The sequence below is a fragment of the Sorangium sp. So ce295 genome, assembly GCF_051527405.1.
Taxonomy (GTDB): domain Bacteria; phylum Myxococcota_A; class Polyangia; order Polyangiales; family Polyangiaceae; genus Sorangium; species Sorangium cellulosum_B.
This window is the reverse complement of record NZ_CP150324.1, coordinates 12,851,385-12,872,723: the sequence shown is the minus strand read 5'-3', so window position 1 is coordinate 12,872,723 and position 21,339 is coordinate 12,851,385. Positions and strand designations below refer to the sequence as shown.

The window sequence follows — 21,339 nt, the reverse complement described above, 5'->3', positions numbered from 1 at the left end:
GACGTGTCACCCGGCGGCGGCGAGCGCGAGGGTCTTCGCGTTGTCGGGCACGCACGTCAAGAACCGCTCGCGAAAGGACGCGTCGCTGATCTTCGCCGCGCGGTCGAGCAGGTGCTGGCGCGCGACGGCGAGCGCCTCCGCCGCCTCGCGCGCGGCGCCCGCCGCCGCGAGCGCCTCGGCGTAGGCGAGCCGCACGAGCGCCTCACCCTCCTCGAGCGAGCCCGCCTCCTCGAGCTGCACGAACGCCTCGCGCGCGGCCGGCAGCGCCTCCTCCGGGCGGCCCTGCGCGAGCAGCGCGCGCGAGAGCACCGCCACGGCGGCGGCGCGGAGCGGAGGCGCCACGACCAGCGCCTCGACCGCGGCGCGCGCCTCGCGCTCGGCGGCCACGGGATCGCCCGACAGGAGCATGATCTTCGCCATGTACGTCAGCGTCACGCCCTCCATGCGCCGGTCGCCCTGCTGCTGGAACGCCGCGGCGGCGCGCTGCTCGAGGAGCTTCGCCTCCTCGAGCTGCCCCAGGTGGGCGATGACGTAGCCGAGGTTCTGGAGCGCGGCCGTCTCCAGGTCGTCGAGGCCCATGCGCTGCGCCCCGGCGAGCGCCGTCCGGAGCTCGGACTCGGCCACCTCGAAGTCGCCGAGCTCGCCGTACAAGAAGCCCAGGTTCGAGCGCGCCGCGCAGGCGTTCCGGCGGTCGCCGGCCTGCTCGAACGCCGCGCTCGCCGCCGTGAACCCGCTCAGCGCGGCCCCGATGTCGCCCCTCGTGTGCGCCCGGACCGCGCGCGCCTGCTGGTATTGCCCCGCCGCCTGCGGCTCGAGCCCGGCGGGCTCGCTCGCGGCCGCCTCGAGCATCTGGATCAGCGCGTCGACCGCCGCGTAGCGGCCGCCGAAGCTCAGGATCGTCGCGGCGTCGCACAGGCACATGATCCGCGCGCTGATCGCGCCCGCCGCCTCGGCCGCCCGCGTCGCCCACGCCTCGACGCGATCGAAGTGGCCGAGCTTCCCCTCCGCGATGATCACCTGCCCGATGGCGCGGAACCACGGCGAGCTCCCGGTCCGCACGAGGCCCGCCGCCTCGGTGCCGCGCTGCACGGCGAGCGCCGTCTCCTGTTGCCACAGGGCGATCTCGGCCTCCACGAGCCGCAGCCGCCCGAGCTCCTCGTCCGCCGCCCCGCACTGGACGCCCATCTCGGCGCGCGCGAGCGCGCTCGCCAGATCGTTCGCCTCGAGCGCCTGCTCCGCGGCCCTCCGGTACCACCGCACCGCGCGCGCCGGCTCGCCGCCGCGACGGAAGTGCTCCGCGAGCGCCATCGCGTCGGTGTGCCCGCTGCGCTCGAGCCACTCGCCGGCCAGCTTGTGGCCGAGGGCGCGGTCCGGCTCCGTGAGCATCGCGTACGCCGCCTCGCGCACGATCGCGTGGCGGAACACGTAGTCCGTCGGGATGAGCCACCCCGGCGTCGAGACCGGGGCGATGAGCTCCCGCGCCGCGAGCGCGTCGAGCCACGTCTCGGTCTCCTTCACGCGCGTCGCGCCGCCGAGCAGCGCCGCCACCGCGAGCTTCGAGAAGCGGTCGCCGAAGATGCTCGCGGCCCGCAGCACGCGCTTCGCCTCGTGCCCCTCGGCGTCGAGCCGCGCCTCGACCGTGCCCAGCACCGAGTCGGGCAGCACGTCCCCCTTGCCCGTCGCGACCGCGCGGATGAGCTCCTCCAGGTAGAACGGGTTGCCGTCGGCCCGCTCCACGACCCGGGCCACCGTCTCCGCGGGCGTGTCCTCGCCGAGCGCGCTCCGCACCATCCGCTCGCTCGCCTTGGCGGGCAGCGGCCCGAGCTTGATCGTCTGCACCTCCCGGTCGGTCCACAGCCCGGGGAACTGCTTGCTCACCTCGGGCCGGGCCAGCGCGAGCAGCATGAGCGGCAGGTCCCGGAGGTTCCGGAGCGTCTGATCGATGAGGCGCACGGTCGCCGGATCGCCGAAGTGCAGGTCCTCGAGCACGAGCAGCACCGGCTGCGCCGCGCACTCGGCGGCGAGCCAGTCCTCCCACGCCGCGCGCGTCGCGTCGGCCATGAGCATCGCGTTGTCGCGCGCCGCGCGCAGCCCGCTCGTCTCGCCGTCGGGGAACGGCGTCCGCGAGAGCTCGCCCAGGAAGGCCGCGATCCGGCTCAGCGCCTCGCCGCTCAGGTGGCGCCCGAGGCGGCGCGTCAGCTTGCGCCGCCGGGCCTCCACCGGCTCGCCCTCGCGCATCCCCGCCGTCTTGTGGATCGCGTCGGCGATGAGGCCGAACGGGGACCCGGCGGCCATCGACTCGGCCCGCCCGGAGAGGATCTCCACCGACCCGAACTGGCGCCGCACCCGGGTGAGGAACTCCAGGCGGAGCCGCGACTTCCCGGCCCCCGCCGCGCCGATCACGAGCACCGCGCTCGCCAGCGACTCGCTCACGCACCCGGAGAACACGCCCTCCAGCATGGACAGCTCGCGGATGCGGCCGACCCAGACGCTCGGCTTGCCGAGCAGCACGGGGACGCTCTCGTCGACCGCCGTCTCGGTCGCGAGGAACGGCCCGTTCTCGTCGGTCTCCACCTTGAGCCGGCCGCCGACCACGCTGGCCGTCACGTCGTCGAGCCGGACCGCCCCGGCGTGCGCGGCCCGCAGGGCGCGCACCCCCCGGTCGATGACGTCGCCCTCGATGAGCTTCGCCGACGATACCCCGCGCCCCGTGGCGACGGCGAGCGGGATGCCGGGGAACCGCGCGCGCAGCGCGAGCGCGCACCGCGCCGCCCGCTCGGCCCGGTCCACGGCGCTCCCGGCGCCGGCGAGGATCGCGATGAGCGAGCCGCGCGAGATCTCCGTGATGTGGGCGCCGTAGGGCTCCACCGCGGCCCGCACCTCCGAGCGCGGCACCGCGGAGCCCGGGCCCTCGCTCGAGAGCTCCTGCAGCACGCTCGAGACGTCCGAGGCGCTGGGCACGCCGCCGGCCGCCGCGACGCTCATCTGCACGTCGTCCGGCTCGCCGGCGAGCACGAGGGACACGAGCCGCTGCTCGCTGCGCGTGAGGAAGCCATCGGGCCGCGCCGAGCGCATGGTCGCGTCTTTCGGGGAGGCCAGCGTGGCGGGCCGCGGCGTCGCCCAGGCGTCGAGCACCTCCGCGATCTGCGCGAGCTCGACCCCGACGTCGCCGCAGTCACGCGGCCGGTCCTCGGGGTTCTTCGCCATCATCCGGTCCATGAGCTGCTCCAGCGGCTCCGGGACGTCCGCGCGGACCTCTCGCAGCCGGGGCGTCGTCTGGAACAGGAGCTTGGCGAGCGCCGCCATGACGTGCGCCCCCTCGAAGGCCGGGCGCCCGGCGATGCACTCGTAAAAGACGCACGCGAGCGAGAAGACGTCCGCCCGCGCGTCGAGGGCGCCCCCGCCCTCGATCTGCTCGGGCGCGATGTACCCCGGGGTCCCGAGGATCCCGCCCGTGTAGGTGAGCCGCCGCGACTCCCCGTCCGGGCGCGCGATCCCGAAGTCGACGAGCCTGAGCTGGCCGACGTCGCCGGCGACGAGGAAGATGTTGCTCGGCTTGACGTCGCGGTGGATGATCCCGCGCGAGTGCGCGAAGGCGAGCGCGTCCGCGGTCCTGCGCAGCACCGCCAGGCTCTCGGCGAGCGCGAGCTGCCGGCGCGCGAGGCACGCCGCCAGGTCCTCGCCCTCCAGCCACTCCATGGCGAGGTAGTGGTCCCCGGCGCCGGTCCCCCCGTGCGCCACGTACCGCACGATCCCCGGGTGGCTCAGCTCGGCGAGGATCTGCGACTCGCGCTCGAACCGCTCGACGTCGAAGGCCTCGCGGCTGTGCAGGACCTTGAGGGCGACCGGGCGGTCGTCGAGGCGGTCGTGCGCGCGATAGACCGTCCCCATCCCCCCGGCCGCAACCTGCTGCCCGACGACGAAGCGGTTCGCGAGGACGGCGCCGGAATCCACGCCGCCCGATGCTACTCGAGGAAGACGGACACCGAAGCCTTGTAGCGGTCGGTGCCGCGCGGAAAGACGCGGGGGCCGCACGGAAGGTCGAGCGGCTCACGATCGCGGCAGTTCAAGAAGCTGCCGTCCGACCTCGGCCCATCGCACACGTCCTCACATTCACCCACGACATCGATCGGGCAGTCGTCGATCGAGGGCCCGCAGACGCGCGGGATCTGCCTCTTGCCCGGCGCGAGGCAGGCGAAGAGGCGCTGCGGCTTCTGGAAGACGTTGCCGAAGTAGGTCGCCTCCGCCGCGTCGTACCTCGCCCGCTCCCGCTTCGTGGACGAGAGCGCTTCGTGCTGTCCGCGGAGCGAGATCATGACGTGTTCGCCCCGGTAGTTCACGCGCGCGAGCAGGCACGCGGAGACCCACTCCTGGCAGTCTTCATCACACGAGCCGCGCTTCGAGCCCCACTCGGGCGCGAGGCCGAGATCCCCGACGAAGCTGTAGGGCACCCCATCGACCTTGACGTCGAGGCGGGCCTCCTCGGGGAGCGCGCAGCCCACAATGAAGCTGATGAGCTCCCTCGACTCGGGAGTACGGAGCGCATCTCTCGTCAGCGAGTTACCCATCAACGAATTGATGGTCAGCGCGTTGATGGTCAGCGCGTTGATGGTCAGCGCGTTGATGGTCAGCGCGTTGATGGTCAGCGCGTTGGCCGTTATGGCCGCCTGCTGGACCTCCTCCACCGCCTCATCGTCCCCTTCGAGCTCGGCAGACGCGACGCAAGCCGCCTGCGAGAACGACACCGCCACGCAAGCGAGGAGAGCGAACTGGCGTGCAGATTCCATAGTACCAATCAGATCTACACCACTCCAGCTATCAAGTTCAATTGATTTATGGACATTTTGCTGGACATGTTTCTGCACACCGCCACGACACGCAACACCTAGTCAGGTGCCGGGAGTGGGATAACGCAGAGCGCAGCACTCGGGCGCACCCCGCGTCGGGGGGGAAGCGAAACAGCGCGTGGGTGGGAGATTTACGCCAGCTTCCTGGCCAGCAGCGTATTGACCAGGTCGGGGTTCGCCTTACCGCCGGAGGCCTTCATGACCTGGCCGACGAAGAACCCGATCAGCTTCGAATTCCCCGCGCGGAAGCGGGAAACCTCGCCTGGATGGCCGGCGATGATCTGGTCGACGATGCGCTCCAGGGCGCCTTCGTCGGCGACCTGCCGGAGCCCTCTCTGCGCGACGATCGCCTTCGGACTACCGCCCTGCTGCATTATCTCAGCGAGGACATCTTTTGCGATCTTCCCGGAAATCGTCCCGTCATCGATCAGCGCCAGGAGCTCGCCGAGCTGCGCACCCGAGACGGGGAGGTCGCCTGCCTTCCTGTCCTTCATCTCCCGGGCGAGCGAATGGATGACCCAGTTGGCGGCGCCCCGGGGGTTGTCGTGCACGGCGACCGTCTCCTCGAAGAGCCGGAGGAGGCCGTCGTCGTCGGCCAGGACCACCGCGTCGTCGCCCGGTATCCCACGTGTATCGATGAGGTGTCTGGCCTTCTCGGCCCGCGCCGGGTCGAGCCGCGCGAGGCGCTCCTCGAAGGGCGCGCGCTCGCGCCGAGGCTCCGGCGGCGGCGCCTTCGCGGCCGGGCCCTCGGGCGCGGGCCCAGGGGCCCGAGCGGGCTTCTCGGCCGAGAGCCTCGACCACGAGTCCTTGAGCGCCACCGTGCGGTTGAAGACGGGCGCGCCGGGCGCGGAGTCGATGGGGTCCACGAAGAAGAACCCCTGGCGCTCGAACTGGACGTGGCTCCCCTTCTCGACCGTGGACAGGCTCGGTTCCACCTGACACCCGCTCAGGACAACCAGCGAACCAGGGTTCAAGTTCTCCAGGAAATCCTTTCCCTCGTCGACCGCGTCGGGCCGCTCGGCCGCGAAGAGCCGGTCGTAGAGCCGAACGTCGGCGGTGAGCGCGTGGGCGGCCGAGACCCAGTGCAACGTCCCCTTCGGCTTGCGGCCGTCGGGCGCCTCACCGCTCTTCGTGGGGCGATCGTACGTGCAGCGGAGCTCGACGACCTCTCCTGTCACCGCGTCTCTCACCACCTCGCGACAGGTGATGAACCCGGCGTAGCGGAGCCGCACCTGCTGCCCGGGCGCGAGCCGGAACCACTTCTTGGGGGGGTCCTCGAGGAAGTCGTCGCGCTCGATGTAGAGCACCCGGGACAGGGGGACCTTGCGGGAGCCTTCCCTCGGCACGTCCTCGGGCCAGTAGGGCGCGTCGATCTCCTCGACCTGCCCGTCGGGGTAGTTCACGAGGACGACCCGGAGGGGGCGAAGCACCGCCATGACGCGCGGGGCGCGGAGGTTCAGATCGTCTCGGACGCACGACTCGAACTTGGCGATGTCCACCATGCTGTTCGTCTTGGCGACGCCGATCTCCTCGCAGAACGAGCGGATGGCCTCGGGCGTCACCCCGCGGCGCCGGAGGCCGGCGATGGTCGGCATGCGCGGGTCGTCCCAGCCCGTCACGAGCCCGCCCTTCACGAGCGCCAGCAGCTTTCGCTTGCTCATCACCGTGTAGCTCAGGTTGAGCCGAGCGAACTCGTACTGGCGAGGGCGGGACGGGACGTCGAGGTGCTCGATGATCCAGTCGTACAGCTCCCGGTTGTTCTCGAACTCCAGCGTGCAGATCGAGTGGGTGATCCCCTCGATCGCGTCGGAGAGGCTGTGAGCGAAGTCGTAGAGCGGGTAGACGCACCACGCGTCGCCCGTCCGGTAGTGGCGCGCGCGCTTGATGCGGTAGATCGGCGGATCGCGCATCTTCATGTTGGGAGCGGCCATGTCGATCTTGGCCCTGAGCACGTGCGCGCCCTCCGGGAACTCCCCTGCTCTCATCCGGGCGAAGAGATCCAGGCTCTCCGCGACGGACCTGTTCCTGTAGGGGCTCTCCCGACCGGGCTCCGTGACGGTGCCGCGGAGCTCGCGGGTCTCTGCCTCGCTCAGGCTGCACACGTAGGCGCTGCCCTTCTGGATGAGCTCCACCGCGAAGGCGTAGAGCCGCTCGAAGTAGTCCGACGCGAAGAAGAGCTTGTCGCCCCAGTCGCCGCCGAGCCAGCGCACGTCCCGCAGGATCGACTCCACGTACTCCATGTCCTCGGCGGCCGGGTTCGTGTCGTCGAAGCGCATGTGACACGCGCCCCCGAAGTCCGCCGCCAGCCCGAAATTGAGCAGGATCGACTTCGCATGTCCGATGTGCAGGTAGCCGTTCGGCTCGGGCGGGAACCGGGTCACGACCCGCGTGTGCCTGCCGGCGGCGAGGTCCTCGGCGATGATGTTGCGGATGAAGTTGGACGCGGCGACGCTGCTGTCAGCGTCGCTCGCTCTGGGGCTCTGCGTTGTCACAGCTCTTTTCACCTCGGCTCGGGCGGCGCCGCCCGCGCCGAGCCTACTCAAACGGCACCCGCCGGGCCACCGCGGAGACGGCGCCCGCCCGGCGCGCCGGGCGCCGCGCTCCCGCGAGGACGGGCGCCTCGCGAAGCGCGGGGGAAGACGCGGCGGAGGGGGGACGGGCGAAGCATCCCCTTGAATTCTCCGGGAAATTCACAGGGAGACGGGGAGACGGGGAGAAAAATCCTCAAATACTCCCTGTCTCCCCGCCTCCCTGTTCAATTTTCCCGTTGAAGAGGGCTGCAAAACGAGGAGGATTCCTCGGGGCGGACTGGGTACGGGCGGGCGGAGATGGGGGGCGCCGCGGCGGACAGACGCGGGCGTGCGCGGCGGAGGGCGCACGCCCGCGCGGGCGCTCAGAACTGGGCGGCCTCGGTGGACTCGTGCAGGGCCAGCGTGGACGCAGCACCGCCCGAGATCACCTGGGCGACCTCGTCGAAGTAGCCCGTCCCGACCTCGCGCTGGTGGCGGGTCGCGCTGTAGCCGAACTGCTCGCCGGCGAACTCGGCCTGCTGGAGCTCGGAGTACGCCGCCATCCCCCGGCGCTGGTACTGGCGGGCGAGCTCGAACATGCTGTGATTCAGCGAGTGGAACCCGGCGAGGGTCACGAACTGGAACTTGTACCCCATCGCGCCGAGCTCGCGCTGGAACCGGGCGATCGTCGCGTCGTCGAGGTGCTTCTTCCAGTTGAACGAAGGCGAGCAGTTGTAGGCGAGCAGCTTGCCCGGGAACTGCTTGTGGATCCCCTCCGCGAAGCGCTTCGCCTGATCGAGGTCCGGCGTCGAGGTCTCGCACCAGACGAGGTCCGCGTAGGGCGCGTACGCGAGCCCGCGCGCGATGGCCGCCTCGAGGCCGCCCTTCAGCACGAAGAAGCCCTCGGGCGTGCGCTCCCCCGTGACGAACGGCTTGTCGCGCGGGTCGACGTCGGACGTGATCAGCTTGGCGCTGTCGGCGTCGGTGCGGGCCACGAGGACGGTCGGTACGCCCATGACGTCGCTGGCGAGGCGGGCGGCGATCAGGGTGCGGATGAACTGGCTGGTCGGGACGAGGACCTTGCCGCCCATGTGCCCGCACTTCTTCTCGGAGGCGAGCTGGTCCTCGAAGTGAACGCCCGAGGCGCCCGCCTCGATCATGGCCTTCATCAGCTCGAACGCGTTGAGCGGCCCGCCGAAGCCCGCCTCCGCGTCGGCCATGATGGGCGCGAGCCAGTAGCGCCCCGCCTTGCCCTCGGCGTTCTCGATCTGGTCGGCGCGGAGGAGCGCCTGGTTGATGCGGCGCACGAGCGTCGGGACGCTGTTCGCCGGGTACAGGCTCTGGTCGGGGTACATGGTCCCGGCCTCGTTGTTGTCGGCCGCCACCTGCCACCCGCTCAGGTAGATGGCCTTGAGCCCGGCCCGGACCTGCTGCATCGCCTGGTTGCCGGTGAGGGCGCCGAGCGCCGCCACGTAAGGCTCGGAGTGCATCAGGTTCCAGAGCCGCTTGGCGCCGAGGGTCGCGAGCGTGTAGTCGATACGGACGGTGCCGCGGAGGCGCGCGACGTCCGCCTCGGAGTACGGGCGGACGACGCCGCTCCACCGGCCCGGGACGGTGTCGCTCGGCGGCGCGTGCAGGGAGTCGGCGGAGATCGGCGTGTTCAGCGGGAAAGCAGCGGACATGACTGGGCTCCTAGTGCGTTGGGGTTTGGGGCGGCAGCGGCCGCTGTGTCGACGTCAAACGAAGCGCGCCGGGCGTCACGAGCGCCGCTCTCCGGCGGTGGAGATCAAGAGCTCGTAAGCAGGCAGCGTGAGGAACTCCTCGAAGGTCTCTCCGATCGACAGCCGCTCGAACAGCGCGCGCGCCTCGGCGAAGCGGCCGCCGTCGAAGCGCGCCGGGCCGAGCGCGCCGCGGAGCGCGGCCATCTCGCCGTCCACCGCCGCGCGGAAGCGCTCCACCGTGAGCGGCTGGCCGTCGTCGAGCGTCGCCCCGTGGCGGATCCATTGCCAGACCTGCGTGCGGGAGATCTCCGCGGTGGCCGCGTCCTCCATCAGGTTGTAGAGCGGGACGCAGCCGAGGCCGCTGATCCACGCCTCGAGGTACTGGACGCCGACCCGGATGTTGTGGCGCAGGCCCGCCTCGGTGCGCGCGCCCTCGGGGACGCGCAGCAGGTCGGCCGCCGAGACGCGGACGTCCTCGCGCTTGCGCTCGATCTGGTTCGCGGCCGGCATGTGCGCGTCGAACACCTCGCGCGCGAGCGGCACGAGCCCCGGGTGCGCGACCCAGGTGCCGTCGTGTCCGTCCTTCACCTCGCGCAGCTTGTCGGCGCGCACCTTGTCGAGCGCCGCGCGGTTCGCCTCCGGGTCGCTCTTGATCGGGATCTGCGCCGCCATGCCGCCCATCGCGTGCACGCCGCGGCGGTGGCACGTCTTCACGAGCAGCTGCGTGTACGAGCGCAGGAAATGCTGCTCCATCGTCACCTGCGAGCGGTCCGGCATCACGCAGGCGGGGTCGTTCCGGAGCTTCTTGATGAAGCTGAAGATGTAGTCCCAGCGACCGCAGTTGAGGCCGGCCGAGTGCTGCCGCAGCTCGTGGAGGATCTCGTCCATCTCGAACGCCGCGGGCAGCGTCTCGATGAGGACCGTGGCCTTGATGGTGCCGATGGGGAGGCCCAGCGCCTCTTGCGCGAACACGAAGACGTCGTTCCAGAGGCGCGCCTCCAGGTGACTCTCCATCTTCGGCAGATAGAAGTAAGGCCCGGTACCGCGGCGGACGAGCTCACGCGCGTTGTGGAAGAAATAGAGTCCGAAATCGAAGAGCCCGCCCGGCAGCGGCTTGCCGTCGAGCTCGACGTGCTTCTCCGGGAGGTGCCAGCCGCGCGGACGCACGAGCAGCGTCGCCAGCCTGTCTCCGAGGGCGTAACGCTTGCCGGTCGCCGGGTCGTCGTGACGGAGCTCGCGCCGCGCCGCGAGCCTCAGCGCCGCTTGCCCCTCGATGAGGTTCTTCCACGTGGGCGACGTGGCGTCCTCGAAATCGGCCATGAACACGCTCGCGCCCGAGTTCAGCGCGTTGATGATCATCTTGGGATCGACCGGACCCGTGATCTCCACGCGCCGGTCGAGGAGGTCGTCGGGCAGCGGCGCCACCGTCCAGTCGCCCTCGCGCACATCCCGCGTCTCGGGGAGAAAATCGAACCGCTCGCCCGCGTCCAGCCGCTCTTGCACGGCGCGCCGCCGGGCGAGCAGGGCGGGTACCCGGTCAGCGAACTTGCGCCCAAGACCGGAGAGGAAGCGAAGGGCCTCTGGCGTGAGGACGGACTCGTCGCCCCCGACCCGAGGAGCGAGCAAGCGGACGCTTGCGGTCTCATGATTCTGGCTCATCCACATCTCCTGCAACGCTGCGCGTCGTTACAAGCAACCTATGTTTGTCGACGAGGTTTCAGCGTCAACTTCGCACTGAAATGCAGGCGGATAACGATGTAGACGAAAGGGCTTTACAGCTTGTTAACGTGTAAACTATTGTAAATTTCCACCAGGCGAGCTGCGCCTACATTTCATCCAGGTTGTCCTGGTCACGTCGGGAGGGTCCTCATGGCCGATGCACCTCTTCTTGGAGCCAAGGTCCGCGCGCTCCGGCGTCGCGAGCACATGACGCAGGTCGATCTGGCGGAGCGCCTCGGTGTCTCGGCGAGCTATCTGAACTTGATAGAGAACAACCGGCGTCCGCTGACTGCGCCGCTGCTCATCCGGCTCGCCCAGATATTCCAGCTCGACCTCCAGAACTTCGCGTCGGAAGAGGACGTCCGGCTCACGGCCGATCTCCACGAGGTGTTCGGCGACCCTATCTTCGAGAGCCACGGGCTGACGAACGCGGATCTGCGCGAGCTCGTCGCGGCGTCCCCGAACGTCGCGCGCGCGGTGCTCACGCTCTACCGGACCTACGCGACGACGCGCGAATCGCTGGATACGCTGGGAGAGCGGCTGGCGGGGGACGGGTTCGTCGGGGTCGACAACTCGCGGCTACCGTCCGAGGAGGTCAGCGATCTCATCCAGCGCCGGATGAACCATTTCGCGGAGCTCGAGGACGGCGCCGAGGCGCTCTGGCGCGAGGCGGAGCTCGATGCGGACGACGTCTACCGCGGCCTCGTCCGGTACCTCCACGCGACGCGCGGCATCGAGGTGCGCATCGTCCGGGTCGCGGACGAGCGCCAGGCGATGCGGCGGTACGACCCCGACAGGCGCGTGCTGAGCATCTCCGAGGTGCTGCCGCCCCGGAGCCGCAGGTTCCAGCTCGCGCACCAGCTCGGCCTCCTGACGCAATCGACGGCCATCGACCGCATCCTGCGCGACGAGAACCTCACGACCCCGGAGTCCCGCGCGCTCGCCCGCGTCGCGCTGGCCAACTACTTCGCCGCCGCCATCCTCATGCCGTACCAGCCGTTCCTGGAGGCGGCGCGCGCCGAGCGCTACGACATCGAGCTCCTCGCGCACCGGTTCGGCACGAGCTTCGAGCAGGTGTGCCACCGGCTGACGACGCTCCGCCGGCCGGGCGCCGAGGGGGTGCCGATGCACATGGTCCGCATCGACATCGCGGGCAACATCTCGAAGCGCTTCAGCGGCTCCGGCATACGGTTCGCGCGGTTCAGCGGCGCGTGCCCCCGCTGGAACGTCCACGCCGCCCTGATGACGCCCGGCATGATCCGGATCCAGCTCTCGCAGATGCCCGACGGCGCCGTCTACTTCTGCATCGCGCGCACCGTGCGCAGCGACCGCGGCGGCTACCACGTCCCCCACACGGTGCAGTCGATCGGCATGGGCTGCGACGTCCGCTATGCCCGCGAGCTCGTCTATGCCGACGGGATCGACCTGGACAACATCGGCGCGGCCGTGCCCGTCGGCGTCACGTGCCGGACCTGCGAGCGCCTCGACTGCGCCCAGCGCGCGCTGCCGGCGCTGCAGCACCCGCTCCGCCTCGACGAGAACCGGCGGGGCGTCTCGTTCTACGCGTCAGTCGACAAGTGAGGCGACAAGTGAGGCGAGCCCGCGGCCGCCCTGCGCCGCGCGCCGGGGTGGCCAGCGCGGCGCGGGATCGCCGGCGGCCCGCTCAGCTGGGCCGCCCGAGCAGCTCGTTGAGCGTGGCCACGAGCCGGGCCACGTCGATGGGCTTGACCATGTGCGCGTGAGCGCCGGCCGCCCGGCTCTTCTCACGATCGTCGTCCCCGCCGAATCCGCTCACCACGATCACCGCCCGTGGCCTGTCCGCGAGCGACGCGACGAGCTCGACGCCGCTGCCGTCGGGGAGCGACACGTCCGTCACCAGGGCGTCGACCGCGCTCCCGGAGAGCATCGAGCGCCCTTCCTCGCACGAGCGCGCAACGAGCACGCGGAAGCCGCGGCGGCGGAGCGCCATGCCGAGCAGCGCCGCCGTGTCGTCGTCGTCGTCGAGCACCAGCACCTGCGGCAGCTCCGCGCTCATCAGGTCCCCGCCTTGCGTTCGGCCGCGTTCAGCGGCCATTCCAGGGTGATCTGCGTCTCCGCGCCGACGCGGTCGGCCCGCGCCTCGCCGCCGTGCGCCTTGAGCACGCCGTCGATCACCCGGACGGGCAGCCCGCCGTCGGCGAGCGGATCCGCGTCCGGCGCGAGCGCCGCCTCGAAGAGCTTCTCCACCGAGGCCGCGCTCGAGTCGCTCGTCAGCACCACCCGCGCGCGATCCCCATGGGCCGCGAGCGCCACGACGACCCGCGCGCGGGCGACGTTCAGGGCGAGCATGAGCGCGTCCGAGAGCGCCGCGGTCATCGACGCGGCGTGCGCGACGCCGCGCACGGGGGCGAGGTCGAGCGCCACCGTGACGTCGCGCCGCCCGTAGACGAACGACGCCTCCGCGACGGCCTTCTGGACGAGCGCCTCGAGGTCGAGCGGCTGCGCCGGGGCGTCGAGCTGCCGCGACAGCTCGGACGCGGCGGTGTAGCGGTCGGCGAGGCGCAGCAGGCGGCGCACGCCCCGCCGCGCCATGGTGAAGTACGCCGCGTTCTGGGCGGTGGCCTCGCCCCCGAGGACGCTCTCCAGCTCGTTGAGCGCCGTGGCCACCACCCCGGCGGGCCCGCGCACGTCGTGCCCCGCGCGCGCGAACAGCTTGTAAATCGAGTCGGACAGGCCCTTTTCGCTCATTCGTTACGCCTCGCCTCGCGCGCCGTCTCAGCTCAACGAGGAGCTCGCCGAGCCCGGCGGAGAGGCCGCCTTGTCGGGGCCCTCGTCCCCGCCCGAGCCGTCCTGCTCCCCGTAGCGCTCCAGCTTGCGGTAGAGCGTCCGCCGGTCGAACCCGAGCATCTGGGCGGCGCGCGACTTGTTGCCGCCGACGAGCGCGAGCACGCGCTTGATGTAGCGCTTCTCGAGCTCGTCCATCGTCATGATCTCCGCCGGCTCATCGACGGCGACGACGAAGCGGTCGGGCCGGTAGGCCTGGACCTTCTCCGGCAGGTCCTCGACCGTGATCTGCTCGAAGCGCGCCAGCGCCACGGCGCGCTCGATGCTGTTCTCGAGCTCGCGCACGTTGCCCGGCCAGTTGTACGCCGTGAGCTTCTCCGCGGCCGCGGTCGAGAGCGAGAGCACGCCCTTGCTGCTGCGGGACGAGAACTTCTCGAGGAAGTGCATCGCGAGGTGGAGCACGTCGGTGCCGCGCTCGCGCAGGGGCGGCAGGTCGATCTTCACGACGTTGACCCGGTAGTAGAGGTCCTCGCGGAACCGCTTCTCGTACACCTCGGTCTCGAGGTCGCGGTTCGTCGCCGTCACGATGCGGGCGTCGAAGGGGATCTCGGCGTTCGAGCCCACCGGCCGCACCTTCCGCTCCTGCAGCGCGCGGAGCAGCTTCGGCTGGACCTCGAGCGGCATCTCGCCGATCTCGTCGAGGAAGATGGTGCCGCCGCTGGCCTCCAGGAACAGGCCGGTGCGCTGGGTCTTGGCGTCGGTGAAGGCGCCGCGCGCGTGGCCGAAGAGCTCGCTCTCGAGGAGCGCCTGGGGCACCGCGGCGCAGTTGACCGCCACGAAGGGGCCGGACCGGCCGCTGGCCTCGTGGATCGCCCGCGCGATGAGCTCCTTGCCGGTGCCCGTCTCGCCGTGCACGAGGACCGAGGCGTCGCTCCGCGCGACGCGCCCGATCAGATCGTAGACGCGCTTCATCGCAGGGCTGCGCCCGACGAGGCCCTTGGTCTGCTGGACGTCGTGGGCCGCCTCGCGCAGGCGCTTCACCTCCGAGCGGAGGCGCCGGTGCTGGACGGCGCGCGAGACCGTCAGGCCGAGGAGGTTTGCGTCGAGCGGCTTCGTGACGAAGTCGAACGCCCCGGCGCGCATGGAGGAAATAGCGGTCTCCATGCTCCCGAGCGCCGTCATGACGATGACGAGCATGTCGGGGCGGGCGCCCAGGATGCGCTCGCAGAGCTCCAGGCCGCTCATCTCGCTCATGCCGACGTCGGTCAACACGACGTCGAAATCGTCCTCGCTCACCAGCTCGAGCGCGCTCTTGGCCGAGGTGCGCGCCGCGACGGAGAACTCCTGCCTCTTGAGGAGGGCTTCGACCAGATCACACGTCGCTTCGTCGTCATCGACGACGAGTATCCTGCCGCTCATCGCGTGTCCTTCCCCGGCAGCTCTTCTAAAGGTCGACCGCTGCCTGCACTTGCAGGGAACGTGCCACGGAGAGTCTGCGCCATCAAGCCCAGTCCGCTCCTCGCCGACGTCCTTCGAACGTGACGTTTCGCCACAGGTGCGCGTTCTTGCCCCATCCTGGATGGCACCGGCCGCGCGCAGCGGCCGGGCGGCCCGCCGCCGACGGGGGCCAGCGAGCGCCGCTGCGCCCGAGGCGCCACGGCCGGCAGGGGGCTCACCGACCCGCCGGTCCTCCACGGATCGGCACGGGCCGGCAGCGCGCCTCTTCGTGACGCGTGTCGCGCGCCTCCGACGGGCCACGCGGGCGAGGCGCCGCTACCGAGGCGTCGCCGCGGTCGCTACTTCTCTACTGAGGCATCGCCGCGGTCCCCCGCGGACGCCGCGCCTCTCTCGATCGGACGGCGCCGCCTGCCGGCAACAGCCGAGTTCGCCCGAGCTCCGGGAGCCATGGCGAGAGGCGAAATTCCACATCGATATTCCCTGTCCGGCGTCCAGCGTCTCTTCGCATCCGGAATAAACCTAATCGGCACGGTGATTGCTTGAGTGCGCCTCATGCAGAAGAGGGGGCGTGAGGGGGGCTCGCGCGCTCGCGGGCCTTGCCGCTGACGCTGCGCGCGCTGCGCGACGGCGCCATGTCGCCCCGCTGAAGGCTCGGCGCACCGCCGCGGGCCCTCGGCTGACGCCGCTGCGTGCGCTGGTCGCGAGCGAGCACGACGAGCTCCTTTTCACCCCGATGAACGGCGGCCCATCCACCTCGATGAACAACAACCTGACGTCCGGTCCTCGAGAGGAGAATGCATGAAGGCGACACAGCTCTTGAAGGGGCAACACCGCGAAGCCGAGAGGCTGTTCGATCTGGCCCTCTCGACCACAGGCGATGTCCGGGGAGCGACGGACGAGCTGACCAAGCACCTCCTTGCCCACATGCTCGCCGAGCAGGTGGTCCTCTTCCCGGAGCTGCTCGCCATCGAGCCGGACCTCATCGGCGGAGCCTGCGAGGAGCACACGGTCACGCGGTTCGAGATCCGCCGCGTCGTCGGCACGGCGCCCGAGGACCCGAGCTTCAAGGCCAGGCTCGCCACCCTGAGGGAGCTCGTCACGCACCACGCCGAGGAGGAGGAGCGGGACCTCTTGCCGAGGATCGAGGCGGAGCTGACCGAGGACACGAACGAGCGCCTCGGCCGGCAGATGCTGGAGCTCTTCGAGGCGCTCATCGCCCACTCCCGCCGCCCCCACGCGTCGAGCCACGCCCCGCTCCGCACGGCGAGGGCGGCCTGACGGCCGGCGCCCTCCTCCGGCGGGTGGCGGTGGATCAAGGGCCGGTCGCGGGCGCGTCGCCGGGGCCGGTCGGGCCGCCGTGCGCGGGTCCGTATCCATGGGACTCGCCGTAGCCGAGATCCTCGGGGACCATGGGGTCCGCCGGGCTTGACGGGGCGGTCGAGGCGGGGCTCCGCGCGTCGTTCGTGACGAGCTCGTAAACGCCGCGCTCGAGCTCCACCTCGTCGAGGGCCGAGCCGCAGGCCCGGCAGGGCGTGGCCGCCGTCGACACGAAGACGTACCGGCGGCCACAGGCTTTGCATCGGAGCTCGCGGATCATCGCTGCTCACCCGGTTCAGTTGGGTTGACCTCGCCGCGCCGCTTCCTCGGCTTCGCGCAGCTCGTCGCCCTCGGGTCCGTCGAGCGCGCGGGCGGCCTCCTCGGCGTGCTCCTTGATCTTGCCGGCCTTCACCGACTTCTCCACCCCTTCCCGGTAACGCCGATCGGCCGTGCGGTTGCCCTCTCCCTCGATGTCCGCCGGCGGGGTCTGCTGAGTGGCCTTCTGATTCGCCATCATGTCCTCCTCGTGTCGAGCTTTGCTGGGCCCAGGCGAGCTTGCATCAAACGCGCCGCTTCACCGCCTGGATCGCGCGATCCAGCTCTTCCACGCGCTGGTAGACGCCTTGTTTCACCCGGTCGAGGGTCTCGCCGCTCGCCGCGTCGAGGTCGCGCAGGCTCCTGCGGACCGCCTCCGACTTGTCCTCCACGTCCTTCATCAGCCTGCCGACCTCGTCCTTGGGCAGCTTCTTCTCGGCCTTCTCGCGGAGCTCGACGGCATCCTTCTCAAGGTCCTCGATCCTGCGCGACGTGGACGCGCGCACGTCCGCGCGCGCCTTCGCCAGCTCCGCCTCGGCCTCTGCGGTCTTCTCCTGGGCCTCGGCGGCGGCGTTGTTGAGCTTCTCCGCGGCCTCGCGGAGCGCGTCGTCGGTGGCCCGCTCGGCCTTCTGGTCGATCTCGGCGACCTTCTTGTCGAGCTCGGTGGCGACCTCCGCCGCCTTCTGCTGCGCCTCGCGCTGCGCGCGCTCGGCCTTGGTTTGCGCGTCCGCCGTGGGAGACTCGCAGCCCACGACGGCGCTCATGACGATGGCGATAGGCAGGAATGTTCGGACGGTCAACATGATGATCTCCTCTGGTCTGCGGTCGACGCGCGACCTTGCGTCCGGGCGAGCGCCCGGCGCGACACGGACGCGCTCTCGACGCCGCACGCCGCCCGGGACGGGCCTCATGGCGCGATAGATGGGTCGATACGCGGGCATTGCGACAGACGTGCCATGCGGAAGCATGGATACCGCTCGGCCTGGCGAGGCATGTCGCCCCGATCGTGGCCTCCGAGCACGTGCGTTCCGCATGGCGTCAGGTCGGGGCGCGTCGGCCGAGCGCGAGGGAGACGACCGCCAGGACGAGGAAGATGACGAAGAGCAACTTCGCCACCGAAGCGGCGCTCGCCGCGAGGCCGCCGAAGCCGAGGATTGCAGCGATGATCGCCACGACGAAGAACGCGACACTCCAACTGAGCATGATAACCTCCTCATTGGGTGAATGACTGGGTGAATGACGGGGTGAATCACTGGGTGGATGAATGTTCCAGCGCTTCGATGCTGCGTTGTTGCAGCGATTGCAGCGGTTACGGCGTTGCGTCGTTGCAGCCGACGTGCCGCGACATCGCGAGTTCCCCGGATCCGCGGAGCGCCCGGGCGCCCCGGCGGCTCGCTGCAGATGCCGCCGCACGACACGGGCGGGCGGGGTAGCTGCGGCAAATTGCCTCACTCGTGACGTCGCGCACCGCGCATCATCTCGTTCATCGGCTGGCCGATCTCGGCACAACGCTTGCTCACGCCTGGGCTTGTGCTGGCGAGGTGGAAGTCAGGCTCAGCTCAAGGCCGGTGTCGGGATCGACGCCGACGGAGAGCCGGCCGCGGCTGTCTCAGGAGGGTGACGGCCGGCCGTCCGAGGCCGGATGAGCCGCACTGGCGGCAGTGCGCCTTGTGGCGGTCGGTCAGCTCTCCGAAGATACAGTGCTCGCCGATGCCACCCGCGCCGCCGATCGCCCACCGTCGCTCGCTGCTCGCTGCCCAGGCCCCCTGACGGCGAAGTCTGCCGAGGTCGGGCTCCCGACGCGAACGCTCCGATATGACGATCCCGCTCTCCACGCTCATCAGGACCCGCCGCGAGGCCATCATCGAGCGGTTCGTGGGCGAGCTGCGCAAGCGAAGCGCCGCGGTGCGCAACATGCCGAAGCCGCTCATCATCAACTCGCTGCCGAGCTTCCTCGACGAGGTGGCCGCCAGCATGGAGCAACGCGCATCGACGGCCGGCAGCAAGGAGGCCGCGCGCGAGCACGGCGAGATGCGCTGGGAGCACGGGCTCGACCTGGGCGTGATGGTCCGCGAGTACGGCGTCCTCCGGCAATCCATCCTCCGCGAGCTGGAGGAGACGGGGGGCACGCCGGATCTGCGGGAGATCGAGGCGCTCTGCGAGCGCGTGGACGCGGGCATCGCCCAGGCGGTAAGCGAGCACACCCGACTCCAGCTGGAGGCGATCGAGACCGAGCGCAGGCGCACCGAGATCGAGCGAGGGAGGAGCGGCTCGCTGCTCTTGCAGGCGCCCGCGCCGATCTGCTTCCTCAAGGGCGAGGCGCTCGTGTTCGAGCTCGCGAACCCGCTCTTCTGCCGCATGGTCGGCCGCGACGATCTCCTCGGCAAGCCGCTCGTCGAGGCGGTCCCGGAGCTGCGCGGGCAGCCGCTGCACGCGCAGCTCGAGGCCGTCCTGACGAGCGGCGAGCCGAGCGTGGCGAGCGAGATCCCGGTGCGGATCACGCGCTGGACCGGCGAGACGGTCGAGCGGCTGTACAACGTCCTGTGCAAGCCGGTGCACGACGTGGGCGGCGCCGTGGAGGGCGTCATGCTGACGGCGTTCGACGTGACCGAGCAGATCGGCGCGCGCCGGAAGGCGGAGCGGCTCGCGCTCGAGCTCCAGCAGAGCGTGGCCCAGCGCCTGCGCGCGGAGCAGGCGCTCCGCGTGAACGAGGAGCGCTTCCGCAAGGCGCTCCGGGGGTCGCCGGTCATGGTGTTCACCCAGGACCGGGACCTGCGCTACACGTGGATGCACAACTCGTTCGGCAAGTCCGAGCGCGAGGTGCTCGGGAAGACCGACGGGGAGGTGCTGGAGGACCCGGAGGCCGCGAGGTCGCTCGATCGGACGAAGCGCGACGTGCTCGCCAGCGGCGTCGGCCAGCGGCGCGAGATCGCGGTGCGCGCCGGCGGGCGCACCCAGCACATCGACGTCTCGATCGAGCCGCTGGCCGATGACACGGGCGAGATCATCGGCATCACCTGCACGGCGACGGACATCACGGAGCGGAAGTCGATCGAGCAGGCGCTGCGGGCGAGCGAGGCGAGGTTCCGCACCGTGCAGGAGGCGTCGCCCGACGGGTTCATGATGCTGCGCAGCGTGCGCGACGCGTCCGGGGCGATCTCCGACTTCGAGTGGGTCTACGTGAACCCGGCCACGGGGCCGATCGTCGGGGGCCGGGGCAAGGATCTGGAGGGCAAGCGGCTCTTGATCGAGGTCCCTGGCAGCGCGCTCGCGAGCGGGTTCGACGCGTACGCGCGCGTCGTGGAGACCGGGGAGCCCGCGCGGGTCGAGCTCTTCTGCGCGCACGAGGGCGCTCCGCGGACCTTCCGCGCCATCGCCGTGGCGCTGGGCGACGGCGTCGGCCTCTCGTTCCACGACATCACGGAGGAGAAGCGCACCGACGCCGAGCGCGCCCAGCTCCTCCAGCACGAGCAGCGCGCGCGCCAGCACGCCGAGCAGCTGAACCGGCTCAAGGACGAGTTCCTCGCGACGGTGTCGCACGAGCTCAGGACGCCGCTCCAGTCGATCCTGGGCTGGGCGCGGATCCTCCGGACGGGCGAGGTGGACGCCGAGTCGCTCGAGCGGGGGCTCGCCACGATCGAGCGCAACGCGAAGGCGCAGTCGCAGCTCATCGAGGACGTCCTCGACGCCTCGACGATCCTCGCGGGGAAGCTGCAGCTCCGGACCGAGCCGGTCGACGTGCGGCAGGTGCTGGCCACGGCGCTCGACCTGGTGCGCCCGGCGGCGCTGGCGAAGGGCGTCACAGTCGACACCTCCGTCGCCGACGACGTGGGCATCTTCCTCGGCGACGCGGAGAGGCTCCAGCAGGTCGTCTGGAACCTGCTCACGAACGCGGTGAAGTTCACGCCGTCCGGGGGCCAGGTGCGGGCCCTCGCCCGGCGCGTCGAGGCGACGCTCGAGGTCGAGGTCGAGGACAACGGCGAGGGCATCCCGAAGAGCTTCCTACCGTTCCTGTTCGAGCGGTTCCGGCAGGCGGACGGGGGGATGACCCGGGCCCACGGCGGGCTCGGGCTCGGCCTCGCCATCGTGCGTCACCTGGCGGAGGCGCAGGGCGGCAGCGTACACGCCGAGAGCGACGGAGAGGGCAAGGGCGCGCGCTTCCGGGTCCGGCTGCCGATCCGCGCCGACGCGCCCGCGGCGCCGCCGTCCCCGCAGCGCCGGGGCGGCGAGGCGCCGGGGGGCGCCGCGCGGCGCGTGCTCGAGGGCATCCGGGTCCTCGTGGTCGACGACGAGACCGACGCCCGCGAGCTGCTCGGCATCATCTTCGTGCGCGCCGGGGCGACCGTGAGCGAAGCGGCCTCAGCAAGCGCGGCGCTCGAGGCGCTCCACATGGGCGAGTTCGACGTGCTCGTGAGCGACATCGGCATGCCGGGTGAGGACGGTTACGCGATGATGCGGCGGCTGCGCGCCCTGGGGACCGACGTCCCCGCGAGCGGCATACCGGCGCTCGCGCTCACCGCGTACACGCGCATGGAGGACCGCCGCCAGGCGATCGCCGCGGGCTTCCAGATGCACCTGGCCAAGCCCATCGAGCCGAACAGCCTGGTGACCGCGGTCGCGCACCTCGTCGGCCGCGCGGGCAAGCCTGGTAGCTGGCCGTAGCGCCGTAGCCCCTGCGCGCGGCCTGCG

15 protein-coding genes are annotated in these 21,339 nt (G+C 71.0%); 3 read left to right on the top strand and 12 right to left on the bottom strand.

What is annotated here, in order from left to right; all coding sequences use genetic code 11:
* Positions 1–6: 6 nt before the first annotated feature.
* The 5 genes from WMF11_RS48570 to aceB all read right to left on the bottom strand — a co-directional run bounded on the left by WMF11_RS48570 (position 7) and on the right by aceB (position 10,737).
* Entirely contained in the window at positions 7–3,954 is a 3,948-nt protein-coding gene (locus WMF11_RS48570; protein WP_437975606.1) for a serine/threonine-protein kinase, read from the bottom strand.
* Positions 3,955–3,965: 11 nt separating this feature from the next.
* Complete coding sequence (locus WMF11_RS48565; RefSeq protein WP_437547592.1) at positions 3,966–4,787, bottom strand: hypothetical protein; 822 nt, start codon at positions 4,785–4,787, stop codon at positions 3,966–3,968.
* 191 nt (positions 4,788–4,978) lie between these two features.
* Entirely contained in the window at positions 4,979–7,339 is a 2,361-nt protein-coding gene (locus tag WMF11_RS48560) for a glutamine--tRNA ligase/YqeY domain fusion protein (RefSeq protein ID WP_437975605.1), read from the bottom strand.
* A gap of 401 nt (positions 7,340–7,740) precedes the next feature.
* Complete coding sequence (aceA, locus tag WMF11_RS48555; RefSeq protein ID WP_437547590.1) at positions 7,741–9,039, bottom strand: isocitrate lyase; 1,299 nt, start codon at positions 9,037–9,039, stop codon at positions 7,741–7,743.
* A 75-nt stretch (positions 9,040–9,114) separates the two neighbouring features.
* Complete coding sequence (gene aceB, locus WMF11_RS48550) at positions 9,115–10,737, bottom strand: malate synthase A (protein ID WP_437905809.1); 1,623 nt, start codon at positions 10,735–10,737, stop codon at positions 9,115–9,117.
* Between the two features lie 210 nt (positions 10,738–10,947).
* Here aceB and WMF11_RS48545 point away from each other — a divergent pair, with 210 nt between their 5' ends.
* The gene (locus tag WMF11_RS48545) at positions 10,948–12,378 is read left to right on the top strand and encodes a helix-turn-helix domain-containing protein (RefSeq protein ID WP_437975604.1); all 1,431 of its coding nucleotides are present in this window, start codon (positions 10,948–10,950) and stop codon (positions 12,376–12,378) included.
* 82 nt (positions 12,379–12,460) lie between these two features.
* Here the strand turns inward: WMF11_RS48545 and WMF11_RS48540 are convergent, their stop codons facing one another.
* The 3 genes from WMF11_RS48540 to WMF11_RS48530 are packed head-to-tail and all read right to left on the bottom strand — an operon-like array spanning position 12,461 to position 14,979.
* Complete coding sequence (locus WMF11_RS48540; protein ID WP_437905808.1) at positions 12,461–12,832, bottom strand: response regulator; 372 nt, start codon at positions 12,830–12,832, stop codon at positions 12,461–12,463.
* The gene (locus WMF11_RS48535; RefSeq protein ID WP_437905807.1) at positions 12,832–13,524 is read right to left on the bottom strand and encodes a histidine kinase; all 693 of its coding nucleotides are present in this window, start codon (positions 13,522–13,524) and stop codon (positions 12,832–12,834) included. Before WMF11_RS48535 ends, WMF11_RS48540 begins: the two co-directional genes overlap by 1 nt.
* Before the next feature lie 27 nt (positions 13,525–13,551).
* On the bottom strand, positions 13,552–14,979 hold the full coding sequence (locus tag WMF11_RS48530) for a sigma-54-dependent transcriptional regulator (protein WP_437547586.1): 1,428 nt from the start codon (positions 14,977–14,979) through the stop codon (positions 13,552–13,554).
* Positions 14,980–15,816: 837 nt separating this feature from the next.
* Between WMF11_RS48530 and WMF11_RS48525 the strand changes: the two genes are divergently transcribed.
* Positions 15,817–16,296: a hemerythrin domain-containing protein gene (locus WMF11_RS48525; protein ID WP_437975603.1), complete on the top strand. Its 480-nt coding sequence runs from the start codon at positions 15,817–15,819 to the stop codon at positions 16,294–16,296.
* Between the two features lie 34 nt (positions 16,297–16,330).
* Here the strand turns inward: WMF11_RS48525 and WMF11_RS48520 are convergent, their stop codons facing one another.
* From WMF11_RS48520 to WMF11_RS48505, 4 genes are all read right to left on the bottom strand, one after another.
* Positions 16,331–16,615 (bottom strand): hypothetical protein, encoded by a 285-nt coding sequence (locus tag WMF11_RS48520; protein ID WP_012241329.1) that lies wholly within the window; start codon positions 16,613–16,615, stop codon positions 16,331–16,333.
* 15 nt (positions 16,616–16,630) lie between these two features.
* Positions 16,631–16,852: a hypothetical protein gene (locus tag WMF11_RS48515; RefSeq protein WP_437547583.1), complete on the bottom strand. Its 222-nt coding sequence runs from the start codon at positions 16,850–16,852 to the stop codon at positions 16,631–16,633.
* Positions 16,853–16,895: 43 nt separating this feature from the next.
* Entirely contained in the window at positions 16,896–17,453 is a 558-nt protein-coding gene (locus tag WMF11_RS48510) for a hypothetical protein (protein ID WP_437547582.1), read from the bottom strand.
* Between the two features lie 235 nt (positions 17,454–17,688).
* Entirely contained in the window at positions 17,689–17,853 is a 165-nt protein-coding gene (locus WMF11_RS48505) for a DUF1328 domain-containing protein (RefSeq protein ID WP_012241326.1), read from the bottom strand.
* A 612-nt stretch (positions 17,854–18,465) separates the two neighbouring features.
* Between WMF11_RS48505 and WMF11_RS48500 the strand changes: the two genes are divergently transcribed.
* Entirely contained in the window at positions 18,466–21,312 is a 2,847-nt protein-coding gene (locus WMF11_RS48500; RefSeq protein ID WP_437975602.1) for a PAS domain-containing hybrid sensor histidine kinase/response regulator, read from the top strand.
* Positions 21,313–21,339 lie beyond the last annotated feature (27 nt).